Source organism: Sulfitobacter sp. CB2047 (genome assembly GCF_000735125.2).
GTDB classification, from domain to species: Bacteria; Pseudomonadota; Alphaproteobacteria; order Rhodobacterales; family Rhodobacteraceae; genus Sulfitobacter; species Sulfitobacter pontiacus.
The window spans coordinates 2,808,402-2,834,071 of the sequence record NZ_CP072613.1; the positions used below are offsets into that span (position 1 = coordinate 2,808,402).

At 62.1% G+C, this 25,670-nt stretch carries 24 protein-coding genes; 7 read left to right on the forward strand and 17 right to left on the reverse strand.

What is annotated here, in order from left to right; genetic code table 11:
* Positions 1–163: 163 nt before the first annotated feature.
* From IV89_RS13805 to IV89_RS13815, 3 genes are read right to left on the reverse strand one after another with little or no spacing between them, the layout of a single operon-like run.
* Positions 164–1,165, reverse strand: coding sequence for a TIGR01620 family protein (locus IV89_RS13805; RefSeq protein ID WP_037943369.1), 1,002 nt, complete (start codon positions 1,163–1,165; stop codon positions 164–166).
* The gene (locus IV89_RS13810; protein WP_037943368.1) at positions 1,165–1,620 is read right to left on the reverse strand and encodes a GNAT family N-acetyltransferase; all 456 of its coding nucleotides are present in this window, start codon (positions 1,618–1,620) and stop codon (positions 1,165–1,167) included. The genes IV89_RS13805 and IV89_RS13810 overlap by 1 nt, the downstream gene beginning before the upstream one ends.
* A complete protein-coding gene (locus IV89_RS13815) occupies positions 1,617–3,029 on the reverse strand; it encodes a YcjX family protein (protein WP_037943366.1) in 1,413 nt (470 codons plus the stop codon). Before IV89_RS13815 ends, IV89_RS13810 begins: the two co-directional genes overlap by 4 nt.
* A gap of 92 nt (positions 3,030–3,121) precedes the next feature.
* Here IV89_RS13815 and truA point away from each other — a divergent pair, with 92 nt between their 5' ends.
* On the forward strand, positions 3,122–3,910 hold the full coding sequence (gene truA / locus IV89_RS13820; RefSeq protein ID WP_005851709.1) for a tRNA pseudouridine(38-40) synthase TruA: 789 nt from the start codon (positions 3,122–3,124) through the stop codon (positions 3,908–3,910).
* 9 nt (positions 3,911–3,919) lie between these two features.
* Here the strand turns inward: truA and gndA are convergent, their stop codons facing one another.
* Positions 3,920–5,347 (reverse strand): NADP-dependent phosphogluconate dehydrogenase, encoded by a 1,428-nt coding sequence (gene gndA, locus IV89_RS13825; protein ID WP_037943364.1) that lies wholly within the window; start codon positions 5,345–5,347, stop codon positions 3,920–3,922.
* 153 nt (positions 5,348–5,500) lie between these two features.
* On the opposite strand from gndA, the gene IV89_RS13830 reads away from it, so the two are divergent.
* A complete protein-coding gene (locus IV89_RS13830) occupies positions 5,501–5,959 on the forward strand; it encodes an NUDIX hydrolase (RefSeq protein WP_005851707.1) in 459 nt (152 codons plus the stop codon).
* Positions 5,960–6,045: 86 nt separating this feature from the next.
* Positions 6,046–7,527, forward strand: a complete 1,482-nt coding sequence (locus tag IV89_RS13835) for an inorganic phosphate transporter (protein ID WP_037943363.1) — start codon at positions 6,046–6,048, stop codon at positions 7,525–7,527.
* A gap of 25 nt (positions 7,528–7,552) precedes the next feature.
* Here IV89_RS13835 and IV89_RS13840 read toward each other — a convergent pair whose 3' ends face one another.
* From IV89_RS13840 to IV89_RS13850, 3 genes are all read right to left on the reverse strand, one after another.
* Entirely contained in the window at positions 7,553–8,551 is a 999-nt protein-coding gene (locus IV89_RS13840; RefSeq protein ID WP_037943362.1) for a 2-dehydropantoate 2-reductase, read from the reverse strand.
* Positions 8,548–9,453 (reverse strand): ornithine carbamoyltransferase, encoded by a 906-nt coding sequence (argF, locus tag IV89_RS13845; protein WP_009826142.1) that lies wholly within the window; start codon positions 9,451–9,453, stop codon positions 8,548–8,550. Before argF ends, IV89_RS13840 begins: the two co-directional genes overlap by 4 nt.
* 76 nt (positions 9,454–9,529) lie before the next feature.
* The gene (locus IV89_RS13850; RefSeq protein WP_037943360.1) at positions 9,530–10,705 is read right to left on the reverse strand and encodes an aspartate aminotransferase family protein; all 1,176 of its coding nucleotides are present in this window, start codon (positions 10,703–10,705) and stop codon (positions 9,530–9,532) included.
* 432 nt (positions 10,706–11,137) lie between these two features.
* Between IV89_RS13850 and IV89_RS13855 the strand changes: the two genes are divergently transcribed.
* Positions 11,138–11,734 carry a GcrA family cell cycle regulator gene (locus tag IV89_RS13855; protein WP_037943357.1) on the forward strand — a complete coding sequence of 199 codons (597 nt, stop codon included), beginning with the start codon at positions 11,138–11,140 and terminating at the stop codon, positions 11,732–11,734.
* 69 nt (positions 11,735–11,803) lie between these two features.
* Here the strand turns inward: IV89_RS13855 and IV89_RS13860 are convergent, their stop codons facing one another.
* The 10 genes from IV89_RS13860 to coxB form a co-directional block, all read right to left on the reverse strand.
* Positions 11,804–12,241 carry a VOC family protein gene (locus IV89_RS13860; RefSeq protein WP_037943355.1) on the reverse strand — a complete coding sequence of 146 codons (438 nt, stop codon included), beginning with the start codon at positions 12,239–12,241 and terminating at the stop codon, positions 11,804–11,806.
* Between the two features lie 7 nt (positions 12,242–12,248).
* Positions 12,249–12,833: a GNAT family protein gene (locus IV89_RS13865; protein ID WP_005851700.1), complete on the reverse strand. Its 585-nt coding sequence runs from the start codon at positions 12,831–12,833 to the stop codon at positions 12,249–12,251.
* Positions 12,833–14,095 carry a pitrilysin family protein gene (locus tag IV89_RS13870; RefSeq protein ID WP_037943353.1) on the reverse strand — a complete coding sequence of 421 codons (1,263 nt, stop codon included), beginning with the start codon at positions 14,093–14,095 and terminating at the stop codon, positions 12,833–12,835. The genes IV89_RS13865 and IV89_RS13870 overlap by 1 nt, the downstream gene beginning before the upstream one ends.
* A complete protein-coding gene (gene thrC / locus IV89_RS13875; RefSeq protein ID WP_037943351.1) occupies positions 14,092–15,480 on the reverse strand; it encodes a threonine synthase in 1,389 nt (462 codons plus the stop codon). Before thrC ends, IV89_RS13870 begins: the two co-directional genes overlap by 4 nt.
* A 5-nt stretch (positions 15,481–15,485) precedes the next feature.
* Positions 15,486–16,166: an SURF1 family protein gene (locus IV89_RS13880; RefSeq protein ID WP_037943349.1), complete on the reverse strand. Its 681-nt coding sequence runs from the start codon at positions 16,164–16,166 to the stop codon at positions 15,486–15,488.
* Between the two features lie 120 nt (positions 16,167–16,286).
* Complete coding sequence (locus IV89_RS13885; RefSeq protein WP_005851694.1) at positions 16,287–17,090, reverse strand: cytochrome c oxidase subunit 3; 804 nt, start codon at positions 17,088–17,090, stop codon at positions 16,287–16,289.
* 23 nt (positions 17,091–17,113) lie between these two features.
* Positions 17,114–17,689 carry a cytochrome c oxidase assembly protein gene (locus IV89_RS13890; protein WP_005851692.1) on the reverse strand — a complete coding sequence of 192 codons (576 nt, stop codon included), beginning with the start codon at positions 17,687–17,689 and terminating at the stop codon, positions 17,114–17,116.
* The gene (locus tag IV89_RS13895; protein WP_037943347.1) at positions 17,689–17,865 is read right to left on the reverse strand and encodes a hypothetical protein; all 177 of its coding nucleotides are present in this window, start codon (positions 17,863–17,865) and stop codon (positions 17,689–17,691) included. The genes IV89_RS13890 and IV89_RS13895 overlap by 1 nt, the downstream gene beginning before the upstream one ends.
* Entirely contained in the window at positions 17,865–18,800 is a 936-nt protein-coding gene (gene cyoE / locus IV89_RS13900; protein WP_009826135.1) for a heme o synthase, read from the reverse strand. The genes IV89_RS13895 and cyoE overlap by 1 nt, the downstream gene beginning before the upstream one ends.
* Positions 18,801–18,863: 63 nt before the next feature.
* Positions 18,864–19,760 (reverse strand): cytochrome c oxidase subunit II, encoded by an 897-nt coding sequence (gene coxB, locus IV89_RS13905; RefSeq protein ID WP_005851687.1) that lies wholly within the window; start codon positions 19,758–19,760, stop codon positions 18,864–18,866.
* 179 nt (positions 19,761–19,939) lie between these two features.
* On the opposite strand from coxB, the gene tldD reads away from it, so the two are divergent.
* From tldD to topA, 3 genes are all read left to right on the forward strand, one after another.
* On the forward strand, positions 19,940–21,364 hold the full coding sequence (tldD, locus tag IV89_RS13910; protein WP_037943346.1) for a metalloprotease TldD: 1,425 nt from the start codon (positions 19,940–19,942) through the stop codon (positions 21,362–21,364).
* Between the two features lie 156 nt (positions 21,365–21,520).
* Entirely contained in the window at positions 21,521–22,660 is a 1,140-nt protein-coding gene (dprA, locus tag IV89_RS13915; RefSeq protein ID WP_037943343.1) for a DNA-processing protein DprA, read from the forward strand.
* Positions 22,661–22,905: 245 nt separating this feature from the next.
* On the forward strand, positions 22,906–25,602 hold the full coding sequence (topA, locus tag IV89_RS13920; RefSeq protein WP_037943341.1) for a type I DNA topoisomerase: 2,697 nt from the start codon (positions 22,906–22,908) through the stop codon (positions 25,600–25,602).
* Positions 25,603–25,670 lie beyond the last annotated feature (68 nt).

Consider the following 25,670-nt stretch of genomic DNA (forward strand, 5'->3'; position numbering starts at 1 on the left):
GGTGAATGTTCGGATGCGGTGCGAAAAACTCAAGCACCTCTGCCCGGCGTCTCGTCAATCAGAGCGCCGGGAAAATAATTCGAATAATGATCGCGGAGTTCCGGGTCATATGCAGCCTTATAGGCCGCAGCAGATCGACCGACAAGCCCCCTCGCCCCGGCATCTAGCTGCCTTTGGAAAACAGCCCCGACAGCGCGCGTTTGATGATGCTGCGCACCTTGGGGCGGCGGGGTTCAGAGAACGGCATGGGGCGACAAACCTCCATCGCGGCGACCCCAACGCGGGCGGTCAACGCACCGTTCACCAGCCCTTCGCCAAAGCGGCGTGACAGTTTCGCCAGCATCGTTCCGCCAAGGATCGGCTCCAGCATGTCGTCGCCCACAGCCACGGCCCCTGTCGCCACCAGATGCGACAGCACCACCCGCGTCAGACGCCACGATCCAAAGAAGCCCGAGCGCCCGCCGTAGATCTCGGCGACGCGGCGGATCATGCGCAGGTTGCTGGTCATCGCCGCGACCACATCGGCCAGCGCCAGGGGCACCAGCGCCGTCACCGTCGCGACCTGACGGGCCGCCGCCTCGACCTCGCGGCTGGCGGCGATGTCGAGAGAGCCCAACAGCTCTGCCTCGGTCAGGGCCAGCAAGGTCTGCGCATCCAACTGATCGCCGCGCAGCTCTGCCAGACGGTCGCGACCCCAACGGGTATCCTCGCGGCCCTGATACAGGCCAACCAGCCGGTCCGTCACAGCCCGAGCCGCAGTCAGATCATTCTGCGCCAGCGCCTCGCCCACATCGTGATGCAAGCCGTCAAGCCGCGCCAAACGGCTAAACGCCGCCAATTCACGCAAACAGAGCAACACCAGTACCAGCAGCACCGCACCAATAAGCACGGTCATCGCCAGCCCCAACAGCGGATAGCTCGCCAGCAGCCCCATGATAAAGTTCCACGCGGCAATCGAAACCAGCGCGCCAATGAGCGTGGTCAGCAGCCACCAGAACAGGCGTACCAGCTTTGACGGCTTGCGCGCGGCCAGCCGTGCCGCGATCTGCATCGCCTGCCCTTGCGGCGCGGGCGCACCTACGTCGGGCACCGGCGGCGCATCCGATACCGAAGGCCGCGCGGTTGTGTCGTCTTCAAGATCAAATAGCACCGGACCCTTGGCCATCACGCCGCCCCTTTCATCCACTCAAACCGCACATCGGGCAGCCCGAAATCATTGCCTGCCCCGTCGCTGCGCGCCACCTCTATAAAGCCCGCGGCACGGTAGAACCGCGACGCACGCAGGTTCGCCTCGAAACTCCACAGCGCGAGCCGGTCGCTTTGCGCCTTGGCCCCGTTCAGCAAACGCTGCGCGATGCCTTTGCCTTGGGCTTTGGGGTGCAGATACAGCCCGTGAATCTCGGCCGCACGCCGTGCCAGAAAGCCCACAACATGCCCCTCGGTCCGCGCCACCTGCACCCAGCCCACATCGATCATGTCGCCCAGAGTGCCGATCTCTTCTGCGCGGCTGTGGGCCCGAGGCAGCCAATCGTGATCTGCATTGGCGCAAGCCATCACCTCTGACAGGCGACCGGCATCGAGCACCCGCGCGGGTGCGATGGTCACATCATCACCGGTCACAGACGATCCCCGATCAGGAATTCCGCCGCGCGGTCCAGACGGATATGCGGCGGCCCGTCACCGGGGCGCAGGTTCAGCCGAGCAGGCGCGAAACGCATGATCTGATAATCCTGATCCAGCCATTTTTCCGCCCCCGCCCGCGCCGGGCTTAGAAGGTGGGCCGGGTCTTTGGGTAGTTCACCGGGATAGAACGCGGCCTCTTTGCCGGTATCCAGCAGGCTGCCGCGCACGACCTCCAGAGTTTCGCCGTTGTGCGTCATCGTGGCTTCGGTGGTGGCACGCAAAGACGCCAGCGACATGGCCGATGTCTGAGCCCCCGCAAAGCGCGCGCGGTCGCGGGCATCCCGTGTCAGCGCCTCCATAATCGCGGTGAGGCTGGCGTGCTGACTGTGGTGCAAATGGTCTGCCTTGGTCGCGGCAAAGAGGATTTTCTCGACCCGTTTGCCGCGCAAAAGCTGCGTCAGAAATCCATTGCGTCCGGGTTTGAAGCTGCCAAGGATATCGCTCATGGCAGCGCGCAGATCCTCGACGGCACGGGGGCCCTGATTGATCGCGCCAAGCGCATCCACCAGCACGACCTGCCGGTCGATCCGCGCAAAGTGATCGCGAAAGAACGGTTTGACCACCTGCCGCTTATACGCCTCGAACCGCCGCGCCATCTCGCGTAGCAGTGACCCGCGCGGCCCCTCGCCGCCCGGCAGGGGCGCAAAAGTCAGCACCGGCGATCCGGCCAGATCACCGGGCAGCAGGAACCGCCCCGGTGTGCAGTCGGAATAGCCATTCGCACGTGCCGTTTGCAGATACTCGGCAAAGCTGGCGGCCAGCGCTTGGGCCACGGGTTCGTCCAACGCCGCCTCGGGGTCGGTCGCCTCCACCAGCGCGCGGTAACCTGCGGCCTCTTCGCGGTTGGCAATCCGCGCCAGCACCTGCGCCGACCACGTGGCATAATCCACATCCATCAGCGCCAAATCCAGCAGCCATTCGCCGGGGTAATCCACGATATCAAGATGCACCGTGCGCGGCCCCTGAAACCCCGCAAGCAAGCCGTTTGGCCGCACCCGCAAGGACAAGCGCAGTTCCGATATGGCGCGGGTGCTGTCGGGCCAATGCGGCGTGGGCCCCGTCAGCGCGGCAAGGTGGTTTTCATATTCGAACCGCGGCACAGTATCGTCGGGCTGCGGCTGCAAGAACGCCGCCTCGATCCGCCCTTCGGAAGCAGCAAGCAGCCCCGGCATCCGCCCGCGATCCAGCAGGTTCGCCACAAGCGAGGTGATAAAGACGGTCTTGCCGGAGCGCGCCAAACCGGTCACGCCCAGACGGATCACAGGCTCGAAAAACGTCTCGGACACCCCGTCCTGCACATTTTCCACCTGCCGCCAAATGCCATCGGCAATTCTTGAGAGTACCAAAGCCCGTGCCCGCCTTCACCTGTCGTTACGCTCTAACATAGGCACGCGGGTCAGGGATTGCCAGATGGGCACCCTCAGGGTAAACGCCCGCCATGCAACGCTATGCCCTGAAAATCGAATACCACGGCGCACCTTTTGTCGGCTGGCAACGCCAGATCGACCTTGCGTCGGTCCAAGGCGCGATAGAGGACGCTTTGGCCAAGATCGAACCGCGCGCCCATAACATCGCCGCCGCAGGGCGCACCGACGCCGGTGTCCACGCGCTGGCGCAGGTCGCCCATTGCGATATGGAACGTGACTGGACCCCGTTCCGCCTGTCCGAGGCGATCAACTATCATCTGAAACCACTGCCCATTGCGATTGTCGATTGCGTCGCGGTGGATGATGATTTTCACGCCCGCTTTTCCGCGCTTGAACGCCGGTATCTGTTTCGTGTGCTGGTACGTCGCCCTCCGGCGACACATCAGGCGGGGCTGGTCTGGCAGGTCAAGAAGCCGCTGGACATCGACCGCATGCGCGAGGCCGCGACCCATCTGATCGGCGAGCATGATTTCACCACCTTCCGCTCGACCATCTGTCAGGCGCAAACGCCGGTCAAAACGCTGGACCGTGTGGATATGACAGAGCATCCCGTCGGCGGCGGTGTCGAGGTGCAGTTCGACGTGCGCGCGCGGTCGTTCCTGCACAATCAGGTACGCAGCATCGTGGGCACGCTTGAACGCGTCGGGGCCGGATCATTTGCGCCCGACGATGTGAAACAGATGCTCGCTGCGCGGGACCGTCAAGCCTGCGGCCCCGTCGCCCCGCCGCAGGGTCTGTATCTGTCGCATGTCACCTACGAGACAGATCCTTTCGCGCAATCGTCCCTGCGCCGCGGCTAGACCAGCGCCCTAGTCGCGCCGGATCGCGTTCCACGTCCCGTGGTGCGCGCCCGCAATATCGCCGCGTTCAAACCCGTGCGCGCCGAAAAAGTCGCGCTGCGCCTGGATCAAATTCGCGGAGCCGCGTGCGGTTCGGATGCTGTCATACCACGCCAGTGACGCGCTCAGCGCGGGCATGGGCACGCCCAGGCTCACCCCGGCAGCGACGGTCTTGCGCAGGCCAGCAAGGTGATCGCCCAGCATATCGCGGATGGCCGGGGCGAGGATCAATGCCCCCTCGGGCAATCCTGCATGGAACGCATCGGCCAGATCGTCCAGCAAGGCTGACCGGATGATACAGCCCGCACGCCAGATCTCTGCAATGCGGGCCATATCCAGTTGCCAGCCAAATTCGTCAGAGGCGGCAGACAACACGCGGAACCCCTGCGCGTGACCCAGAATGCGCGCGGCCAGCAGGGCCGATTTCATCTCATCCTCGGTTGGCAGCGTGCCGCCGGTCACCGCATCCGGCAAGAGCGGCGCCGCCGCGACCCGCAAGGCTTTCTCGCTCGACCAGCCACGGGCACCGACTGCCGCTTCGATCGTGCTGGCCGACTGACCAAGTTTCAGCGCCTCGATCAGGGTCCAGCGGCCCGTGCCTTTCTGACCCGCCTTATCAAGGATCAGATCCACCATTGGCGTCCCGCTCTCGGCATCCACGGTTTGCAGCGCGGCGGCAGACACCTCGATCAGGTAAGAGCTGAGCGGCCCTTTCTGCCAGCTTTGAAACAGCGCCCCGATCTGCGGTGCCGTTTGCCCACCGGCGTCGCGCAGCAGCCCGTAAACTTCGGCGATCATCTGCATGTCGGCATATTCGATCCCGTTGTGCACGGTTTTGACGAAATGCCCCGCCCCGTCCGGCCCCAGATGATCGACGCAAGGCGCGCCCTGAAACTTGGCCGCAATCGCGCTGAGCATGGGGCGCAGCTGGGTCCAGCTGTGATCGGTACCACCCACCATCATCGAAGGGCCGTGGCGCGCGCCCTCTTCGCCGCCCGACACGCCCATGCCGACAAAATGCCGCCCCGTACCGTCAAAGGCGGCGGCGCGGCGTCGGGTGTCGTGGAAATCGGCGTTGCCGCCATCAATGATGGTGTCGCCCTCATCCAGCAGCGGCATCACGGCGTCGATCATCGCATCCATCGGTGCACCCGACGGGATCATGAACAAGATGCTGCGCGGCTGCGCGATACTGTCGACAAAATCCTCAAGCGTTGCGTGGCCCGAGAGGTGACCCGCCAGCAGTCCGGCCTCGTCCAGAAAGGGCGCGATCCAATCGGCTTCGCGGTTGCTGACCGCCACACGGAACCCCTGCTCGGCCAGATTAAGCGCCAGTGCACTGCCCATCGTCCCCAGACCATAAACGCCAATATCTGCGGTCTTTAAATCTGCGGCCATCGCGCTAAATCTCCTATAAGGTCCATCAAACAGTGGGATGCACACCGCCGCTGCACAAGGGTTTGCGGGGGTGAAATTGATTCTCGTCTCTTTTTCAGCTACGATGACCGGATAAAAGCAAGAACAACGAAGTTACAGGTTAACGTTTTAATTATGATACATGAACTCAAACGCGCGTGGGAGGGTATGATCCTCCCCATCTGGCGCCGCCCCAAACGTATTCAGGTCGCCGCATTGTGCTACCGTGAAACTCCCGAAGGTAAAGAAGTCCTGATGATCACCAGCCGTGACACCGGCCGGTGGATCGTGCCAAAAGGCTGGCCGATTGACGGACTGGACGGTGCCGGTGCCGCCCTGCGCGAAGCATGGGAAGAGGCAGGCGTGTCCAAGGCCGATATCGAAAGCGAGCCGATCGGGTATTATGACTATGACAAGGGTCTGTCCGAAGGGATGACCACGCCCGTCATCGCACAGGTCTACCTGACCCGCGTCCGTCACATCGAGGATGAATACCCCGAGGTTGACATGCGCACCCGCCGCTGGATGCCCCCAAAGGAAGCCGCCGAACTGGTGGCGGAGCCCGATTTGCGCGAAATCCTTCTGAACCTCTAGTCGCCACGCCCGATAGCCCCCCGTGCGGCCTTGCGAAACCGTTTTCACTGTGCCACGAGCGCATGGTTTTAGAAGATGAGGCAGCAATGACCGACGGACCCAAAGGCCAACAGTGGAAAACACTGGATTCTGACCTGAACCGCATCTCGCGGGTGGAACAGGCCGCGACCTATGTGGCGCGGCCTATGGTCGGATTTGGCATTGCCCTTGCCTTCATCGTATTGGCCGCGCTGGTCGCCGGTCTGTTCTTTGGCGCGCAGCCTTCCAACTATGTGGTGATCGCTGCCGCAGCCTTCGGGGCCTATATGGCGGTGAACATCGGGGCCAATGACGTTGCCAACAATATGGGCCCCGCCGTCGGGGCCAAGGCGCTGAGCATGGGCGGTGCGATCATCATCGCTGCCATTTGCGAAAGTGCCGGTGCTCTTCTGGCTGGTGGCGACGTGGTATCGACCATCTCGAAAGGGATCATCGACCCCGCGTCGGTCGCAGATTCCCAAGTGTTCATCTGGGCGATGATGGCCGCGCTGATCTCGTCGGCACTATGGGTCAATCTGGCCACATGGGTGGGCGCGCCGGTATCGACCACACACTCGGTCGTGGGCGGCGTCATGGGGGCCGGCATCGCGGCTGCGGGGATGGCGGCAGTGAATTGGCCTTCGATGAGCATGATCGCCCTCAGCTGGATCATCTCGCCCGTCTTGGGCGGCGCTGTCGCAGCGATGTTCCTTGCGCTGATCAAGTCGCAAATCCTCTACCAAGACGACAAGATCGCAGCTTCGCGTCGCTGGGTGCCGATCCTGATTGGCGTCATGTCCGGTGTCTTTGCCACCTATCTGGCGCTCAAGGGGCTCAAGAAGATCGTCGAGATCAACATGGGCTCTGCCCTGCTGATCGGTTTGGCCTGTGGTGTTCTGGCCTATGCCATTTCCTACCCCGTCATCCGCCGCGCGTCGGTCGGGATGGAAAACCGCAACAAATCCGTCAAAGTGTTGTTCGGCCTGCCGCTGGTTTTTTCCGCAGCGCTGCTCAGCTTTGCCCATGGGGCCAATGATGTCGCCAACGCGGTTGGGCCCCTTGCCGCGATCGTCCACGCCTCGGAGTTCGGCGGGTTCGAGGCCAAAGTCTCTATCCCTATGTGGGTGATGGTGATCGGGGCCTTCGGCATTTCCTTCGGGCTGTTCCTTTTCGGGCCGAAACTGATCCGCATGGTGGGCAGCCAGATCACCAAGCTGAACCCGATGCGCGCCTATTGCGTCGCGCTCTCTGCGGCGATCACCGTGATCATCGCCTCGTGGCTGGGCCTGCCCGTCAGCTCTACCCATATCGCTGTGGGGGGCGTTTTTGGCGTTGGCTTCTACCGCGAATGGCATATGGAGCGCCGCCTGCGTCGCCCCGGTGCCAAAGCCGGTCAGGTCAAACGCATCGCGGTAGAGGAACGCCGCCGCCGAAAACTCGTGCGCCGGTCGCACTTCATGACCATCGTCGCAGCATGGGTCATCACTGTCCCTGCGGCAGCAACCATGTCAGCGATGATCTTTCTGGGGTTGAACGCGCTGGTCAACTAAGCGCTGTGGCGCATGGCCTTGCCGCCTAGCGAAGGTCCGAGGGGTCCATATCGGGCAACCCCGGACCGCGCGCCTGCGCCTCTTTCACCAGATCAGAGACCCGCTGACACAGCGGCGTGGCGACGCCTTCCTGCGCCCCCATCGCGATGATCCGCCCCTGAAGCGCGTCGATCTCGGTCGGTTTACCCGCTTCCAGGTCATAGGACATCGAGGTCCGCGCCATCGGGTCAATCGTCAGCATCTTGGCCGCGACACGTGAAAACAGCGGCGTCGGCAGGCGCAGCACCCAAGGGATCAGCTGTGCGGGCAGTGGCGTAGAGGATGCAGGGTGGATGCCATGAGCCTTCAGCACGGCAAGCGCCTCGGCCATCTGGGCGGCCATCACGCGTCGCCAGCGCCGGTCAAGCAGTTGTTGCTGCAAGGTCAGCCCTGACAGGGCGTTCAGCGCGTTGTTCAGGTTCAGCAACAGCTTGCCCCATTGAACGCCGATGATCGCCCCCGTCCCCGTAACCTGCAGTCCCGGCACCGACAGATAGCCCGCCAGTGGCATCCGGCCCGTTTCGACGAAGATATCCCCGCTGGTCGCGCGGTGATACCGCCCGTCGCCATGGGGGACGACATTGAAAGGCACCATGCCCCCGCGTACATCATGCAGCGGCAAGGCCTCGCGCAGGATCTCGGCCGCGTCGAGGCCGTTTTGCAGGCTGACAATGGTCGACAGCGCCGGCGTGTGCTGCGCCACCAGCCGCGCGATGTCGGCGGTGTCGTCGGTCTTGACCGTGACCAGCACGATCCCCGCCTCGGCAAGACAGGCAGGGTCCTGGGAGAGGGTCAGGCTTGCGGCGGGCACCTGTTGGTCGAGCCCGTCAAAACCCGTCAGCCGCAGACCATGCTTGCGGATCTGTTCTGCCACGCGGGGGCGGACCAACAGCGTGACATCGCGACCGTGGGCGGCAAGCATGCCACCCACAAAGCAGCCGATCGCCCCCGCACCCGCGACAACGATGGGCCGCCGGTCGCTCATTTCCCCAAGCACCAGCGCATGACCGACTTTTGCGCGTGCAGCCGGTTTTCAGCCTCGTCAAAAATGACCGAGCTTGGGCCGTCCATAACGGAGCTTGTCACCTCGTCATCGCGGTGCGCGGGCAAACAGTGCATAAACAGCGCGTCAGGCTTTGCCTTGGCCATCAGCGCGTCATTCACCTGATAGCCGCGCAGCTGGTTGTGCCGACGTTCGCGCGCCGATTGCGGATCATGCATCGACACCCATGTGTCTGTCACGACCAGATCCGCGCCCTCTACCGCTTTGTTCGGGTCACGCTCGGTTGTGTAAAGGCCATTCAGCGCGGCCTCGGGGTCCAGTGTCTGCGGGCCGGTAAACACAAGTTCGAAATCAAAGGCTTTGGCCGCATGCGCGAAGCTCGCAAAAACGTTGTTACCGTCACCTGACCAGACCACCTTTTTGCCCTTGATTGGGCCGCTATGCTCTTCAAAGGTCATGATATCGGCCATGATCTGGCAGGGGTGGGTGCGGTTGGTCAGCCCGTTGATCACCGGGACAGAGGCATATTCCGCCATCTCCAGCAGGGTCGCCTCTTCGAAGGTGCGGATCATGATCAGATCGACATAGCGGCTGAGCACCCGTGCCGTGTCGGCGATGGTCTCGCCGTGGCCGAGTTGCATATCTGCGCCAGACAGCACCATCGTCTGCCCGCCCATCTGACGCACGCCCACGTCAAAGCTGACCCGCGTCCGTGTCGAGGGCTTTTCAAAGATCAGCGCGACCATGTGATCCTTGAGCGGCTGTTCATCATCCGGCGCACCACGGGGGCGGCCCAGACGGGACGATTTCATCGTGGCGGCATTGTCGATGATGCTGCGTAGGTCAGCCGGATCGGTTTGGTGAATGTCGAGAAAATGTTTCATGGGGTATTCTTTTAATTTTAGGGAGTTGGGGGGCCAGCCCCCCCGGCCCCCCGGAGTTTATAGGGCAAAATGAAGGTCAGCTGGCAGCAAGGCTGCTGGCCGCTTGATCAAGGCGGGAGACGGCCTCGGCGATGTCTTCATCGGTGATATTGAGAGGGGGCAGCAGGCGGATTACGTTATCCGCCGCCGGTACTGTGATAACCTCGTGACGGTAACCCGCAGAGACGACATCGCTGTTGGTGGCTTTGCATTTCAGCCCCAGCATCAGCCCGCTGCCGCGCACGCTTTCGAACACGTCAGGGTGGCTGGCGACCAACCCTTCGAGCTTTTGGCGCATCAGGCCGGCCTTGCGGTTCACATCCTCAAGAAAGGCGTCTGTGCCGATGATATTGACCACAGCATTGCCCACGGCACAGCCCAGCGGGTTGCCGCCATAGGTCGACCCGTGGGTGCCCGCCGTCATGCCAGAGGCAGCATTCTCTGTAGCCAGCACGGCGCCCAGGGGGAAACCGCCGCCGATGCCTTTGGCGACCATCATGATGTCGGGGGTGACGCCGGCCCATTCATGGGCGAACATCTTGCCGGTGCGACCCACGCCGCATTGCACCTCGTCAAAGATCAGCAGCAGCCCGTGTGTTTCGCACAGCGCGCGCATCTGTTTGAGGTCCGCATCCGGCACGGGACGGATGCCGCCTTCGCCCTGCACCGGTTCGATCATGATGGCGGCTGTGGTATCGGTGATCGCCGCGCCAAGCGCCTCCATATCGCCAAATTCGATATGTTTGAAACCGGGGAGCAGCGGGCCGAAGCCTTTGGTCATTTTCTCGGACCCTGCCGCCGCGATCCCGGCAGATGACCGCCCGTGGAACGAACCCGAGAAGGTGATGATCTCGGTCCGGTCGGACTGGCCCTTGTCGTAGAAATACTTGCGCGCCATCTTGACCGCCAGTTCGCATGCCTCGGTGCCGGAGTTGGTGAAGAACACCGTATCGGCAAAGCTGAGCGCGACCAGCCGGTCGGCCAGTTCCTGTTGCTGGGGGATCTCATAGAGGTTCGAGGTATGCCAAAGCTGCCCCGCCTGTTCGGTCAGCGCCGCCACCAGCGCGGGGTGCGCATGGCCAAGCGCGTTCACCGCAATGCCTGCGCCCAGATCCAGAAATCGGCGGCCGTCCTGTTCAATCAACCAGGACCCTTCGCCTTTGACAAAGCTCAGGGGGGCGCGTGAATAGGTCGGCAGAACAGATGGGATCATCAAGATCATCCTTATGGGTTGGCCGCATCAAAGGCACAAAAGGCCATGTGTGACGGAGAGGGTCAATAAGATTTGAAGGGGTGCGACGCAATTTATGTCGCAAAAGATCAATGCCGTGCCCCCCGTGTCAGGGACCGGTGTCGCCAATTAGCCTTGGCGTCGTCGCAATGAGGATGTCGAACGGTTGATCATGCCGTTTGCATAAGCAGCTTTTCGCGGCTTGCAAAGCAAAAATTGGCGCGCGACCGCCGCAATCTGTCGCACGAACGGTGCCGTCGCTGCTTTGCTGTGGTTTTAAGGGAGCGTTTGCCCCCGCTGCCGCCCCAATCGCCCGTTCGCGCCTTGCACCCAAGCTGTCAGTGATTAGTATAGGGGCTTGAGATTTTTCCACGGCGGTCCTGAGAAGGGCCGCTTGTTAGCTAAGGACGCCAAATGTCTTGGACCGATGACCGCGTAGAGATCCTGAAGAAAATGTGGGGCGAGGGCCAATCCGCAAGCCAGATTGCAAAGGAGTTGGGCGGTGTGACCCGCAATGCCGTGATCGGCAAGGTGCATCGTCTGGGGCTGTCCAACCGGACCGCAACCGCAGCGCCCGCCGCCCCTGCTGCTGCTGCCAAACCGGAAGCCAAGGCCAAGCCTGCCGCGAAACCCGCCGCAGCCGCCAAACCCAAGGCTGAACCCGCCCCCGAATCCGCAGAGCCGGAACCGGCGGAGGCCGCGCCAGCGCCCCGCCCCAACCTGCCCGCGCGCGCCAAGATCATTCCCGCCGGTCAGCCGCTGCCGCCGCAGCCCTCCGCGAACGAGATCAGCCCTGAGGCGCTTGCCAAGGTGAGCGAGGTCGAGAAAAAGTCGAAGAAGATCGGCCTGATGGACCTGACAGAGCGGACCTGCAAATGGCCCGTCGGTGACCCTGCAACGGATGATTTCTGGTTCTGCGGTCTGCCCGTACAGCAAGGCAAGCCCTATTGCGAGGCCCACGTCGGCGTCGCCTTCCAACCGATGAGCGCGCGGCGCGACCGCCGCCGCTAAGCCGTCAGTAAGCCGCTGCGGACATCAGAGTAACGAAAGGCCAGACAGCGATGTCTGGCCTTTTTCGCATCAACGCGTCGGCGCAGGGGGTGGATCATCCCTGCCCGGCTCTGCCGGATTATTAGAGAACAACGCGATCTTGTTGCCTTGGGGGTCGCGCAGGTAGCTGACGTAGAAGCGCGGGCCATAGGTGGCGCGAAACCCCGGCTGGCCCTCATCGCTGCCGCCCGCGGCCAGCGCTGCGGCGTGCAACACGCGCACCTGTGCCTGGTTGGTTGCTTCGAACGCGATCATCGACCCGTTGCCAGCAGAAGCCGGCGCGCCATCAAAGGTCGGTTTGACGTAGAAATCTGGCAAGGCCACGGGGTGCCCCGCAGCCTTCGGCAGCACAAAGCTCAAGCCCTCGGGACCTTCGGTCAAGGCATAGCCCAAGGCTGGCAGGAAAGCCGTATAGAAGCGTTTGGCACGTGCAAGGTCGTCTGCCCCGACAGTGACATAGGCGATCATAGCCCCCCTACCCCGCTGCGGTCTTGCCCCGACGGTCCCCGCGCAACTGCGCATAAAGCACATGGGTCCGCCAGCGCCCGTCGATTTGCAGATAGCTTTGCGCGACGCCTTCGTATTTGAAACCGGTCTTTTCCAGCAACCCGCGCGAGGCGATGTTCTCGGGCAGGCAAGCGGCCTCGACGCGGCTGATGTCCAGACGGGTGAAAGCGTGGTGCACCGTCGCCTCGATCGCTTCGCGCATATAGCCACGGCGGGCGAATTGTTCGCCGGTCCAATACCCCAAGGTGCCCGCCTGTGCCGGGCCGCGACGGATATTATCCAGCGTGATCGCCCCGATCAGCATGTTATCCTTGCGGCGGATCAGGAACAGCGGCAGCGCCGTCCCCGCAGAGACCGACCGGTTGGCCCAGTAGACCCGATTGGTAAACGCTTTGCGCGACAGGTGGTCCGGTGCCCAGGACGGCTCCCACGGGGTGAGGTAGGTGATGCTGTCCGACCGCAGGGTGGCCCAGGGGCGGAAGTCAGCATGCACCGGTGGCCGCAACGTCAGCCTTTCGGTTTCAATGGCAAGCTTTCGTTTCAGCAGTTGCATCAGGCAGCGCGACGCTCCTGAAGTTCTTCCAATGTGGGGGCGCCATCTACGGGACCATAAAGCGCCAATGCCGCAGGGGCGCTGGCGGCGATATTCTGGGCAAAGTCGCGCACGTCACCTGTGGTGACCGCGTCAATCTGAGCGATGGTCTCCTCCAGCGGGGGGACGCGGTCCCAGATCTGGATCAGACGCGCCAGACGTTCCGCGCGGTTCGACGGGCTTTCCAGCCCCATCAGCAGGCCAGCTTTCATCTGCGCCCGTGCCCGCGCGACCTCTGCCGGGGACATGTCGGCGGCGGCGCGCTTCATCTCGTCAATGGTGATGCCCGCCAGTTCGGGCAGCTGTTCGCCGCTGGTGCCAGCATAGATCGTCATCATGCCCGTATCGGCATAGGCCCCCGCCTGCGCGAAGATCGTATAGCACAGGCCGCGGTTCTCGCGGACCTCCTGGAACAGGCGGCTCGACATGCCGCCCCCGAGGGCAGAGGCATAGATCTGCGCGACATAGATATCATCGGCGCGGTAGCCGGGCGCTTCGAACCCGAGCGCGAAATGCGCTTGCTCAAGCGGTTTCAACTGGCGCACTTCACCGCCGCTGAATTTGGCAGCATCCACGTCGAAGAGAGGCTTGGGGGGCATGTCGCCGAACAGCTGTTCAGCAAGGCGCACGATTTCGTCATGGTCCACCGCCCCTGCGGCGGCGAGGATCATCTGGTCGGGGCCGTAATGCTGGCTAATAAAGCCCGACAGGTCTTCTCGGCTGAAATTCGACACGCGTTCGGACGGGCCCAGAATGGTGCGCCCGATGGGTTGGTTGGGGTATGCCTTTTCCTGCAACCAGTCAAAGATCACATCATCCGGCGTATCCAGCGCCTGACCGATCTCTTGCAGGATCACGCCGCGCTCCACCTCGATCTCGCCATTATCAAGGACGGGATTGCGCAAGATATCCGCGATCACATCCAGCCCCAGCGACACGTCATTTTCCAGCACGCGCACATAGTATGCCGTCACTTCACGCGAGGTATAGGCGTTGATATAGCCGCCCACATCCTCGATCGCTTCGGCGATTTGCAACGACGTGCGCTTGGCCGTGCCCTTGAACGCCATATGCTCAAGGAAATGCGCGATACCGTTTTGCGTGGCCGTCTCATGCCGCGCGCCCGCCGAAACCCAGACCCCGATAGATGCCGATGCAAGCCCCGGCATATGCTCGGTTACGATACGAAAGCCGTTGGACAGGCGGTGTTGTTGCAAGCTCACTGAGCGATGCCCCCTTTAATGATATCCTTGAGCGCCTCAAGGTCGTTCGGCACGCGGGTCACACGTTCTTCGCGGTCGAACAGATCGGCCATGTGGTCAGGCAGCGGCGGGCGCTGGCCTGTGGCAGCTTCGACCGCGTCGGGGAACTTGGCCGGATGCGCGGTGGCCAGCGTGATCATCGGCGTCGCAGGATCACGCAAGGCCGCCCCTACGCGCACCCCGATGGCAGAATGCGGGCACAGAAGTTCGTTTGTGTCGGCGTAGAAGGCCTTGATCGTCTCGCTGGTTTCCTCTTCGGAAACGCGGCCCGATTTATAGGTGTTTTGCAGATCGCGCAGAGCATTGTCGCCCACGTCAAACCCACCCTTCGCCAGATCACCCATCAGCGCATTGATCGCGTCGCTGTCTTGGCCGTAGGCGAAATACAAGGCGCGTTCAAAGTTGGAGCTGACCTGAATATCCATCGACGGGCTGATAGAGGCATGAACCTCGCCCTTGTGGTAGCCGCCTGTGGTCAGGCAGCGGTGCAGGATGTCATTCTGGTTCGTCGCAACAACCAGATCGGCAATCGGCAGTCCCATTTCGCGCGCGATATAGCCCGCGAAGATATCGCCGAAGTTGCCCGTGGGCACGGTAAAGCTGACCTTGCGGTCCAGCGCGCCCATAGCGAGCCCTGCGGTGAAGTAATAGACCACCTGCGCCAGCACGCGGCCCCAGTTGATGCTATTGACCCCTGCCAGTTGCACCCCGTCACGGAAATCGTGGTCGTTGAACATGTCTTTCAGGCGGGCCTGACAGTCGTCGAAATCACCGTCCAGCGCCAGCGCGTGCACGTTGCTTTCCGATGGTGTGGTCATCTGTCGGCGCTGCACTTCGGACACGCGGCCGTGGGGGAAGAGGATGAAGACATCGACGTTATCCAGCCCGCGGAAGGCTTCGATCGCGGCTGATCCGGTATCGCCCGAGGTCGCACCGACGATGGTCACCCGTTCCCCCTTGCGCGACAGAACTGCCTGGAACATGTGGCCGATCAACTGCATGGCAAAGTCTTTGAACGCCAGCGTAGGACCGTGGAACAGTTCAAGCAGGAAGTGCCCCTGTTCAAGCTGCACCAGCGGCGCGCGCACCTTGTGGTTGAAGCCCGCATAGGCCTTGGCGATCAGCGCCTTGAATTCATCGTCGCTGAATGTGTCGCCGACGAAGGGTTTCATCACACGAAAGGCGACATCCTCGTAGGACATCGTGGCCATCTCGCGCAGCTCATCGGTGCCAAGCGGCGGGATCGTTTCGGGCACATACAGGCCGCCGTCACGGGCGAGGCCGGTCAGCAGCGCCTCTTCGAACGACAAAACGGGGGCGGAACCACGGGTGGAGACATAACGCATAAGGGTCAGCTTTCGGTTTTGGGCGCGCGGCGGCGGCGCAAGAAGAACAGGCTCATCCCAAGCCAGATCGCGGCAAGAGAGAACCAAGTGATGGCATATTGCAAGTGGTCGTTGGGAATACGGGCGGTATCGACGGGCAACGGGCTGATCCCCGCTGGCTGAGGCGTGCTGCTGCGCGCAACCAGAAGAACGGGGTCGGTGCCAAGCGTTTGCGCCATATCCGGCACATCGCGGGCGAACCAGATGTTGCCCTTCATGTCGGCCTCGGGGGTGAAGCTATCGGTTTCGCGCGGCCATTGCAGATTGCCCGTCACCGTCGCGGGGCCCAAAGCGCGGGGGGCGTCCTTGTCCGTCGTCCGGACAAAGCCGCGGTCGACCATGATGCGGCGGCCATCCTCTAGCGTGAAAGACGCGATAACGCGGTAGCCCGCGCCGACGTCTTTCTGGGACACAAGCACATGCACCTCGCCTGCGCGATAGGCACCGGTCACAGCGACGGGCAAGTAGGCGTCATCCTCGGCGTTGACGGTAGGGGGCAGGTCGACGGGGGCGGCGGCGATGCGGGTGTTGATGTCGGCGATGATCGCCTCTTTCCACGCCAGCCGCTGGATCTGCCAAACGCCCAGCCAGATCAGGATAGCAGCCCCGCCAAGGCCGACAATCAGCAGGAATAGCGTACGACGCATAAAGCTCTCTTGAGGTTGGCACCCGTGGACGGGTGGCGGCAATGCAAAGGCGCGCAAGGTCCCCCTCGCGCGCCTGTTGCTTTTAGTGATTGCGGCCCGGTTTGCAAGCCGACTGCGGGCTTAGATGCCCCACATGTAGACGGCGAAGAAGAGGAACAGCCAGACCACATCAACAAAGTGCCAGTACCAGGCAGCGGCTTCGAAGCCGACGTGCTGCTCTTGGGTAAAGTGGCCTTTCATCGCGCGGAACAGACAGACCGCAAGGAAGATCGTGCCGATCACAACGTGGAAACCGTGGAAGCCTGTCGCCATGAAGAAGCTGGAGAAGAACAGGTCGCCGCCGAAGGTCCAGTCGTCATGGGCCAGCAGTTCATAGTATTCATAGGCCTGGAACGCGGTGAACAGCATGCCCAGAACGATCGCGATGGACAGGCCGGCGATCAAGTCTTTGCGGTTGTTTTCATGTACCAGCGCGTGGTGTGCCCATGTGACAGCGCAGCCCGACAGCAGCAGGATCAGCGTGTTGATCAGCGGCAGGTGAAAGGCGTCAACGGGAATGATATCCGGCTGCACATATGTGGAGCCCGGGAATTCATCCATCGGGTACAGGGCTTCTTTGAAGAAGGTCCAGAACCACGCCACAAAGAACATCACTTCGGACATGATGAACAGGATGAAGCCATAGCGCAGACCGATGCGCACGACGTTGGTGTGATCGCCGACGTGGCTTTCAGCAACAACCTCGGACCACCATCCGAACATGCAGTACAGAACGGCAACCAGACCACCCAAGAAGACGAAGGGGGTTACATCGTGCATCCAGAAGACACCACCAACCAGCATGACACAGCCGGCGATGGAGCTGAGCAATGGCCATGTGGACGGCGGCAGAATGTGATAGTCATGGTTCTTTTCATGGGCCATTGGTTCAGTCCCTCACCTTTTTCTTAATTCAGGTTTGTCTCGCTGTCCTGATCGGGGGCTTCATAGTCCTCGGGCAGGTCAATTTCATAGAACGTATAAGACAGTGTGATCGTATGTACATACTTGCCATCACGGTCTTCGACGATTTCGGGGTCAACAAAGAAGCTGACGGGCATTTGAACACGCTCACCGGGGGCGAGCACCTGTTCAGTAAAGCAGAAACATTCGATCTTTTCAAAGAAGGCCCCGGCGGCATAGGGCGTCACGTTGTAGGACGCCTGCCCCGCGACGGGGTGATCGGTTGGGTTATAGGCCTCGTAGAACGCCAGCCCGGTCTCGCCGATGCGCAGTTCCATCTCGTTGACGACGGGTTTGAATTCCCACGGCATGTCTTCGTTCAAGCTGCCGTCGAAACGCACCTTGATCGTCTGATCCAGCACCTCGCCCTCGGCTCCGGCGACCTGTCCCGGCGTCCCGCCAAAGCCGGTGACGCGGCAGAACCAATCGTAGAACGGTACCGATGCCCAAGCCAGCCCCCCCATCAGGATGACGACAGAGACGGTTTGCACCACAGTCTTTGCGGGTCCGGACAGGGCCATCAGTTGCTCTCCTGTGTTTGAAGCTCACCACCGGGCAGATCGTCGAAATCGATGTTGGTGATTTTGACAAAGGTCAGCGCCATGACCAGCACTACGAAGGCGGCCAGCAGCAGACCGACGCCAAGGTTGCGCCCGCGGCGGCGTGTGTGAATCTCGTGTTCAGCGCGAATGCCCATTACCAGCCTCCCAAGCCGTAGCCCCGCAGGGTGGCCTCAAGCAAAATGGCACCGAAGTGCAGGAAGAGATACCATAGCGACAGGCGGAAGAACTTGCGTTCAACGCGGAAATCATCGGCTTCGCTGTCGTCTTCATCACGTTGCCAGATGCGGAAGGCCCCGACCAGGAACAACAGGTTCAGCACACCCGCGGTCGCCAGATAGATTGGCCCGCCGATCGAGGTGAAGCCGGTGCCGACCGCCAGAATGACCAGCAAAACAGTATAGGCCAGAATATGACGACGGGTGGAGCGGCGGCCGTGGGTCACGGTCAGCATCGGCACCTTCGCGTCGTCATAGTCATTGCGCATGAACAGCGCCAAGGCCCAGAAGTGCGGCGGGGTCCACATGAAGATCAGCGCGAACATCAGCCATGCCTCGACCGAAAAGCTGCCGGTGGCGATGATCCAGCCGATCACGGGCGGGAACGCCCCCGCAGCACCGCCGATGACGATGTTCTGCGGCGTCGCACGCTTAAGCCACATGGAATAGAAAACGGCGTAGAAGAGGATCGTGAACAGCAGCATACCCGCGGCCAGCAGGTTGGCCGCCAGCCCCAGCATGACGACAGACATGCCCGACAGCGCCACACCGATCGCCAGCGCTTCGCCCGGCTGGACGCGCCCCGACGGGATCGGGCGGCCTTGGGTCCGGCGCATGATCGCGTCGATGTCGGCGTCCCACCACATGTTCAGCGCGCCCGAGGCCCCTGCCCCGATTGCAACAAACAGGATCGAGGCAAAGCCGATCACGGGGTGCACAGACTCGGGCGCGGCGAGCATGCCAACAAGTGCGGTAAATACCACCAACTGCATGACGCGCGGCTTCATCAGGGCGAAATAATCGCCGAACTGCGCCTCATACTCGCCCGCAGGTGTCGTACTGGTATCTGTCATGCGATCTCTCATACAAAAGGAACCCGGGGCGCGCCTCGCGCACCCCGCATCAGCAATTGTGCCTTACTTGGACGCAACGGTCAGAGTCTGCGGGATGCCCGCATACTCTTCTTTCGCGTTGCCAAGCCACTCGGCATAGGCCTCTTCCGAGACGACTTTCACAGTGATCGGCATATAGGCGTGGGCGTTGCCGCACAGCTCGGAACACTGACCGAAGTACACGCCTTCTTTCTCGGCGGTGAACCATGTTTCCGCCAGACGGCCGGGCACGGCGTCCTGTTTCACACCGAAGGCGGGCATCGCCCAGGAGTGGATCACGTCGGAACCGGTGACCTGAACAACGATGGTCTGACCGACAGGGATCACAACGGCGGTATCGGTCGCCAGCAGGAACTGCTGCTCGGTATAGCCGGCTGCTTCAAGCTGCGCGATCACTTCGGGTGTTTTACGGTTTTCGCCGCCAACAGCCGGTGCACCGATCATGTAGCTGTCAAAGCCAAAGCCCTCGTCGACATATTCATAGGACCAGTACCACTGGTTGCCGGTCGCTTTGATGGTCAGGTCGGCCTGCGGGATTTCCTGCTGACGGAACAGGATCGGCAGCGAATAGGCCCCGATCAGCACCAGAATCACGATCGGTGCGACGGTCCAGAGGATTTCAACCGGCGTGTGGTGTGTGAAGGATGCGGCAACGGGGTTGCGCTTGCGGTTATAGCGGATCGCCACCCAAAGGATCAGACCGGTCACGAAGATGGTGATCAAGGTGATGATGATCAGGATCAGGTGGTCCAGATCGTGGATGTCTTGCGCGACGCGGGTCACGGCTGGCTGAAAGCCCATCTTGCCGTCTACCGGCTCACCAATGATTTCCAGCCCGTCGATGCGAAGGTTTTCCTGCGCCATTGCTGGCACGGCGGAAAAAGCGGCCATGAGACCCGAAAAAGAGAGAAGATGTTTCATATGTCGTCCTGATCTTGTGACCATTGATAAGCGAATCCCAGCAGCACCCCGCAATTGGAGGCAGCTGTCCCGTTGTAATCTGTACGCTTACAATCATATTCTAACTTCAAGATAAAGACTTCTGCTTGCGTCAAACGGACGCGAAGCGATTTTTATGACACGATTCAGGGAACATTTTTATGAGCCAGCCGCCTTTCAACCCCTTTGAGGCGCAGCTTGACCGTGACGCCGCGCTGTCCACCCTGCGCGACGCTGTGGTAGGTGCCGACGACGGGGAACTGTTTTTCGAACGCCGGCGGTCTGAAGGGTTGGTGTTTGACGACGGGCGGCTGAAAACGGCCAGCTACGATGCCTCCGAAGGCTTTGGCTTGCGGGCGGTGCGGGGCGATGTCTCCGGCTATGCTCACTCGACCGAGATCACCGAAGCCGCCCTGCGCCGCGCAAGCGAGACGGCGCGGCTGGCCGTGGGTGCGGGGGGCGGCACATGGGCGGATGCGCCAGCCGCGACCAATCAAAAGCTCTATACCGACGAAGATCCGATCGCGGGCGCGGCCTTTCCCGTCAAGGTCGACACCCTGCGCGAGATCGACGATTTCGCCCGCAGCCTTGATGCGCGTGTCGTGCAGGTTTCTGCCTCTATCTCTGCCTCTATACAGGAGGTCGAGATTCTGCGCCCCGAGGGCACCTCTGTCCGCGATGTGCGCCCGATGACGCGGGTGAACGTGTCGGTCATTGTCGAACAGGATGGCCGCCGCGAAAGCGGGACCGCCGGTGGCGGCGGGCGTGTCGGGCTGGACGGACTGTTGGACCCCGCCGACTGGCAGGCCAAAACGCGCGAAGCCCTGCGCATCGCCTGCGTCAACCTGCGTGCCGTGCCCGCGCCTGCGGGCGTCATGGATGTTGTGCTTGGCCCCGGCTGGCCCGGCATCTTGCTGCACGAGGCCATCGGTCACGGATTGGAAGGAGATTTCAACCGCAAGGGCTCAAGCGCCTTTGCCGGACTCATGGGCCAACGCATCGCCGCCAAAGGCGTGACGGTGCTGGATGATGGCACCCTCCCCGATCGGCGCGGGTCTATCTCTGTTGATGACGAAGGCACGCCCTCCGCCAAGAATGTGCTGATCGAGGACGGTGTGCTGGTAGGCTATATGCAGGACCGGCAGAACGCCCGGCTGATGGGCGTGGCCCCGACCGGCAATGGCCGCCGCGAATCCTATGCCCACACCCCGATGCCGCGCATGACCAACACCTATATGCTGGGCGGTGACGTGGCCCCCGGTGATATCGTCGCGGACCTCAAGGACGGCATCTATGCGGTCGGTTTTGGCGGCGGGCAGGTGGATATCACCAACGGCAAGTTCGTTTTCTCCTGCACCGAAGCCTACCGTGTGCGCAATGGCGTGGTCGGGGACCCCGTCAAAGGGGCAACGCTGATCGGAGACGGGGCCACGGCGCTGCAACAGATCCGCGCCATCGGCAATGATCCCACGCTGGATCCGGGCATGGGCAACTGCGGCAAGGCGGGCCAATGGGTGCCCGTGGGCGTTGGACAGCCCACATTGATGATCGGCGGCCTGACCGTCGGCGGTGCCGCTGCCGCCTAAGTGAAAACGGATTACCGGAATGCACTTAGGTGCTCCGGTGATCCGATACCGGATCGCACACCGAAGAAGATTAGTAGTTCGGATTAAACCTTCGCCGTTCACGTTTCGTTAAGCAGCTTTGCCTAAAGCTGGTGAGGCAACGGACGGAGACGCGGGATGACTGACAGGAACAACACTCCCTCCTCTTCCACGCCCCCCTTGGTCCCACCCACCCTGGAAGACGACAGCTTTGCGCGGCTTCGTCTGTTGCGCTCGCGCCGTGTCGGCGTTGTCACCTATTACCGCATGCTGCGCGAATACGGCACCGCATGCGCCGCGCTTGAGGCGTTGCCCGACGTCGCCCGCGCCGCAGGTGTGAAAGACTATCGCATCTGCCCCGAGAATGTCGTCCACGCAGAGCTGCGCGCGGCAAAGGCCGCGAACGCGCGCTTGATTGCCCATGATTGCGCAGCCTATCCCCCTCATCTGGCAGAGCCCGACGACGCCCCCCCGTTTCTATGGGCGATCGGAGATATCGAGCTGCTGCACCGCCCCTTGGTGTCGATTGTGGGCGCGCGAAACGCCTCATCGCTCGGGACGCGCATGGCCCGCGCCTTGGCATCCGGTTTGGGTGAGGCGGGGTTTACGGTCGTCTCGGGATTGGCGCGGGGGATTGATGCCGCGGCGCATCTGGCGACGCTCGAATCCGGCACAATCGCGGTTCAAGCGGGGGGCGTCGATGTGATCTATCCGGTAGAGAATACGACGCTTGCCCAAGATATCGCGGCCCAAGGGCTGCGCATTTCGGAACAACCGATGGGGCTGCAACCGATGGCGCGGCATTTCCCCAGCCGCAACAGGATCATCGCAGGGCTAAGCCGCGCAACGGTCGTGGTCGAAGCGGCGGCTAAATCCGGCAGCCTGATCACCGCCCGTGACGCGCTGGATCAGGGGCGAGAGGTGCTTGCCGTGCCCGGCCACCCCTTCGATGCCCGTGCCGCGGGCTGCAACATGCTGATCCGTGACGGGGCGGCGCTGGTGCGCAATGCCGCAGATGTGATTGATCAACTGGGGCCGGCAAAAGCTCCCGCCGCCAGCCCGCCCATTTCCCAAGCAGCCGCCCCCGCGCCCCAGCGCGACATTGCAGCGCTGCACACCGATATATTGTCACGCCTTGGCCCCAGCCCCGTTGCCGAAGACCAGCTGCTGCGCGATCTGGCGGTCGCACCGGGGATCGCCACACCTGTTCTGGTCGAGCTTGAGTTGAACGGGCATATCCTGCGCCATGCAGGCGGGCTGGTATCCCGCGCGGACTGAGCGTGACGCGGCCGCAGATCGGGGGCCAGCCCCCGCTTTGGAGAACCTCCAAAGCGCCCCCGGGATTTAGACCATCTGGAAGCCGGAACCGCGGCCGGATTGCACCGTGAAACACCCCCGAAAAGGCGCTTTATAACCCGTGTATCAAAGGGCGCGCGCTGTTCTGCGGATTGACAAACTTCGCTTCACGCCACATGTCACAGCATAAGCCACGCGAATTAATTTGATCCAAGGTGCCGAATTTTATGCCAGTTGTCGTCGTCGAATCACCTGCCAAAGCTAAAACGATCAACTCGTATCTCGGCAGTGATTACACCGTGCTTGCGTCCTACGGCCACGTCCGCGATCTGCCGCCCAAAGACGGATCGGTCGACCCGGAAAACGGGTTCGACATGACTTGGGAAGTCGCCGCAGCAAGCAAGAAACACGTCAAAGCCATCGCTGATGCGCTGAAAGACGACAACGCATTGATCCTCGCGACTGACCCTGATCGCGAAGGCGAAGCGATCAGCTGGCACCTGCAAGAGGCGCTGACCAAACGCAAGTCGATCAAGAAGGACACACCGGTCAGCCGCGTGGTGTTCAACCAGATCACCAAAAAGGCCGTGACCGAGGCGATGGCGAACCCGCGTCAGGTCGATATGCCACTGGTCGAGGCCTATCTGGCACGGCGCGCGCTGGATTATCTGGTGGGCTTCAACCTGTCGCCCGTCCTATGGCGCAAATTGCCCGGCGCGAAATCGGCGGGGCGGGTACAGTCGGTCACCTTGCGGCTGATCGTCGAGCGCGAGATGGAGATCGAGGCCTTCCGCAACCGCGAATACTGGAGCGTCAAGGCACTGGTCGCCACCCCGCGCGGGCAAGAGTTCGAGGCCCGTCTGGTGACGCTTGCCGGTAAGAAGCTGGACCGTTTTGATCTTGGCAATGAAACGCAAGCCGAGATGGCGGTGCAGGCGATCACCAGCCGTGATCTGACGGTTACCAGCGTCGAAGCGAAACCCGCGAGCCGCAACCCCTCGGCCCCGTTCATGACCTCGACCCTGCAGCAGGAAGCCAGCCGCAAGTTCGGCATGGGCGCACGCCAGACCATGAGCACAGCGCAGCGGCTCTATGAAGCCGGTCACATCACCTATATGCGGACCGACGGCATCGACATGGCCCCCGAAGCGATCACGATGGCACGGGACGCTATCTCGGACCGGTTCGGGGCGGAGTATGTCCCGTCCGAGCCGCGCATTTACAAGAACAAGGCCAAGAACGCGCAAGAGGCGCACGAATGTGTGCGCCCCACCGACATGACCAAAGATGCCGACGCGCTGAAACTGACCGAACCGGATCAACGCAAGCTGTACGACCTGATCTGGAAGCGCACGCTGGCCTGCCAGATGGAAAGTGCGCGTCTGGAACGCACCACGGTAGAGATCGGCAGCAAGGACGAACAGGTCGGGCTGCGCGCCACCGGCCAGGTGGTGAAATTCGACGGCTTCCTGCGTGTCTACGAAGAAGGCCGCGACGATGTCGTGGACGAGGATGACAAGCGCCTGCCGCAGATCACCCAAGGCGACAAGATGGACAAACGCGCCGTCACGCCAGAGCAGCACTTTACCCAGCCGCCCCCCCGCTACACCGAAGCGACATTGGTCAAGCGCATGGAAGAGCTGGGAATCGGGCGCCCGTCGACCTACGCCAGCGTTGTCACCACCATTCAGGACCGCGAATACGTTCGCAAGGAAGGCAACCGTCTGTTCCCCGAGGACAAGGGCCGTTTGGTGACGGCCTTCCTCGAGAATTACTTCCGCAAATATGTGGGCTATGACTTCACCGCCGATCTGGAAAACCAGCTTGATAAGGTGAGCGCGGCGGATGCCGACTATAAGGATGTGCTGGGCCGGTTCTGGCAGGATTTCTCGGCTGCGATTGCCGAAACAGCCGATTTGCGCATCACCGAGGTGTTGGAGAAGATCAACGAGGTACTCGAGCCGCATCTCTTCCCGCCCAATGAGGATGGTAGCGACCCGCGCCTGTGCCCCAACTGCGAGATCGGGCGTTTGTCCATGCGCACCGCACGGTCCGGCGGCGCGTTCATCGGCTGTTCGAACTACCCTGAATGCCGCTATACCCGCCCCTTCGGCCCGCCCGACCCCGAGGCAGAAGCCTCGGCTATTCCGCCCGATGGCAAACTGCTGGGCGAGGATATGGGCGACGAGATCCGCGTGTTCAAAGGGCGCTTCGGCCCTTATGTGCAGCGCGGCCCCGTCACCGAAGAGAACAAAAAACCGCCGCGTCAATCGGTGCCCAAGGACTGGCCCGCCGAAGAGCTGGAGCTGGAACGCGCTGTCATGCTGCTGTCGTTGCCGCGAGAGATCGGCCCGCACCCGGAAGATGGGGTGATGGTCTGGGCAAATATCGGGCGCTACGGCCCCTATATCAAACACGCCGACAGCACGTCGAACCGTGGCGGGACCAATGCGAACCTCGAAACACTGGACGAGGTGTTCACCGTTGGCATGAACCGCGCCGTGCAATTGCTGGCCGAGAAAGTCGCCAGCCGTGGCGGGCGTGGCAAAGCGGCAAAACCGATCCGCGAGATGGGCGAACACCCTGATCTGGGCGGCGAGGTTAACATCATGGAAGGCAAATACGGGCCTTATGTGAAGTGGGAGAAAGTCAACGCCACCATCCCCAAAGAGGTCGAGCCTGCCGATCTGACCATGGAACGTGCGGTTGAGCTGATTGAGGAAAAGCTGGCGAAGTCCCCTGCCAAGCGCAAAGCCGCAACCAAGAAGCCCGCAGCAAAGAAAACCGCTGCGAAAAAGGCTCCGGCCAAGAAAACGGCTGCCAAGAAGGCCCCCGCAAAGAAACCAGCGGCCCAAAAGGCACCCGCAAAGAAACCAACGGCCAAAAAGGCACCCGCAAAATCGGCCGCCGCACCGGAAGAATGAGAGCGCAACTCACATATTCATGAAATGACATATATGTGAGTTGCCCCGCCCTGCCCTTGCTGCTTTTA

Excerpts from the sequence above, each read along its gene's own strand:
- thrC (WP_037943351.1), bottom strand. The coding sequence starts at position 15,480 with ATGCGTTATGTCTCCACCCGTGGTTCCGCCCCCGTTTTGTCGTTCGAA.
- IV89_RS13885 (WP_005851694.1), bottom strand. The coding sequence starts at position 17,090 with ATGGCCCATGAAAAGAACCATGACTATCACATTCTGCCGCCGTCCACA.
- coxB (WP_005851687.1), bottom strand. The coding sequence starts at position 19,760 with ATGAAACATCTTCTCTCTTTTTCGGGTCTCATGGCCGCTTTTTCCGCC.
- tldD (WP_037943346.1), top strand. The coding sequence starts at position 19,940 with ATGAGCCAGCCGCCTTTCAACCCCTTTGAGGCGCAGCTTGACCGTGAC.
- IV89_RS13850 (WP_037943360.1), bottom strand. The coding sequence starts at position 10,705 with ATGATCCCATCTGTTCTGCCGACCTATTCACGCGCCCCCCTGAGCTTT.
- cyoE (WP_009826135.1), bottom strand. The coding sequence starts at position 18,800 with ATGACAGATACCAGTACGACACCTGCGGGCGAGTATGAGGCGCAGTTC.
- IV89_RS13855 (WP_037943357.1), top strand. The coding sequence starts at position 11,138 with ATGTCTTGGACCGATGACCGCGTAGAGATCCTGAAGAAAATGTGGGGC.
- IV89_RS13830 (WP_005851707.1), top strand. The coding sequence starts at position 5,501 with ATGATACATGAACTCAAACGCGCGTGGGAGGGTATGATCCTCCCCATC.
- IV89_RS13880 (WP_037943349.1), bottom strand. The coding sequence starts at position 16,166 with ATGCGTCGTACGCTATTCCTGCTGATTGTCGGCCTTGGCGGGGCTGCT.
- truA (WP_005851709.1), top strand. The coding sequence starts at position 3,122 with ATGCAACGCTATGCCCTGAAAATCGAATACCACGGCGCACCTTTTGTC.
- IV89_RS13865 (WP_005851700.1), bottom strand. The coding sequence starts at position 12,833 with ATGCAACTGCTGAAACGAAAGCTTGCCATTGAAACCGAAAGGCTGACG.
- topA (WP_037943341.1), top strand. The coding sequence starts at position 22,906 with ATGCCAGTTGTCGTCGTCGAATCACCTGCCAAAGCTAAAACGATCAAC.
- IV89_RS13805 (WP_037943369.1), bottom strand. The coding sequence starts at position 1,165 with ATGGCCAAGGGTCCGGTGCTATTTGATCTTGAAGACGACACAACCGCG.
- IV89_RS13860 (WP_037943355.1), bottom strand. The coding sequence starts at position 12,241 with ATGATCGCCTATGTCACTGTCGGGGCAGACGACCTTGCACGTGCCAAA.
- IV89_RS13895 (WP_037943347.1), bottom strand. The coding sequence starts at position 17,865 with ATGGGCATTCGCGCTGAACACGAGATTCACACACGCCGCCGCGGGCGC.
- dprA (WP_037943343.1), top strand. The coding sequence starts at position 21,521 with ATGACTGACAGGAACAACACTCCCTCCTCTTCCACGCCCCCCTTGGTC.
- IV89_RS13840 (WP_037943362.1), bottom strand. The coding sequence starts at position 8,551 with ATGAGCGACCGGCGGCCCATCGTTGTCGCGGGTGCGGGGGCGATCGGC.
- argF (WP_009826142.1), bottom strand. The coding sequence starts at position 9,453 with ATGAAACATTTTCTCGACATTCACCAAACCGATCCGGCTGACCTACGC.
- IV89_RS13835 (WP_037943363.1), top strand. The coding sequence starts at position 6,046 with ATGACCGACGGACCCAAAGGCCAACAGTGGAAAACACTGGATTCTGAC.
- gndA (WP_037943364.1), bottom strand. The coding sequence starts at position 5,347 with ATGGCCGCAGATTTAAAGACCGCAGATATTGGCGTTTATGGTCTGGGG.
- IV89_RS13890 (WP_005851692.1), bottom strand. The coding sequence starts at position 17,689 with ATGGCCCTGTCCGGACCCGCAAAGACTGTGGTGCAAACCGTCTCTGTC.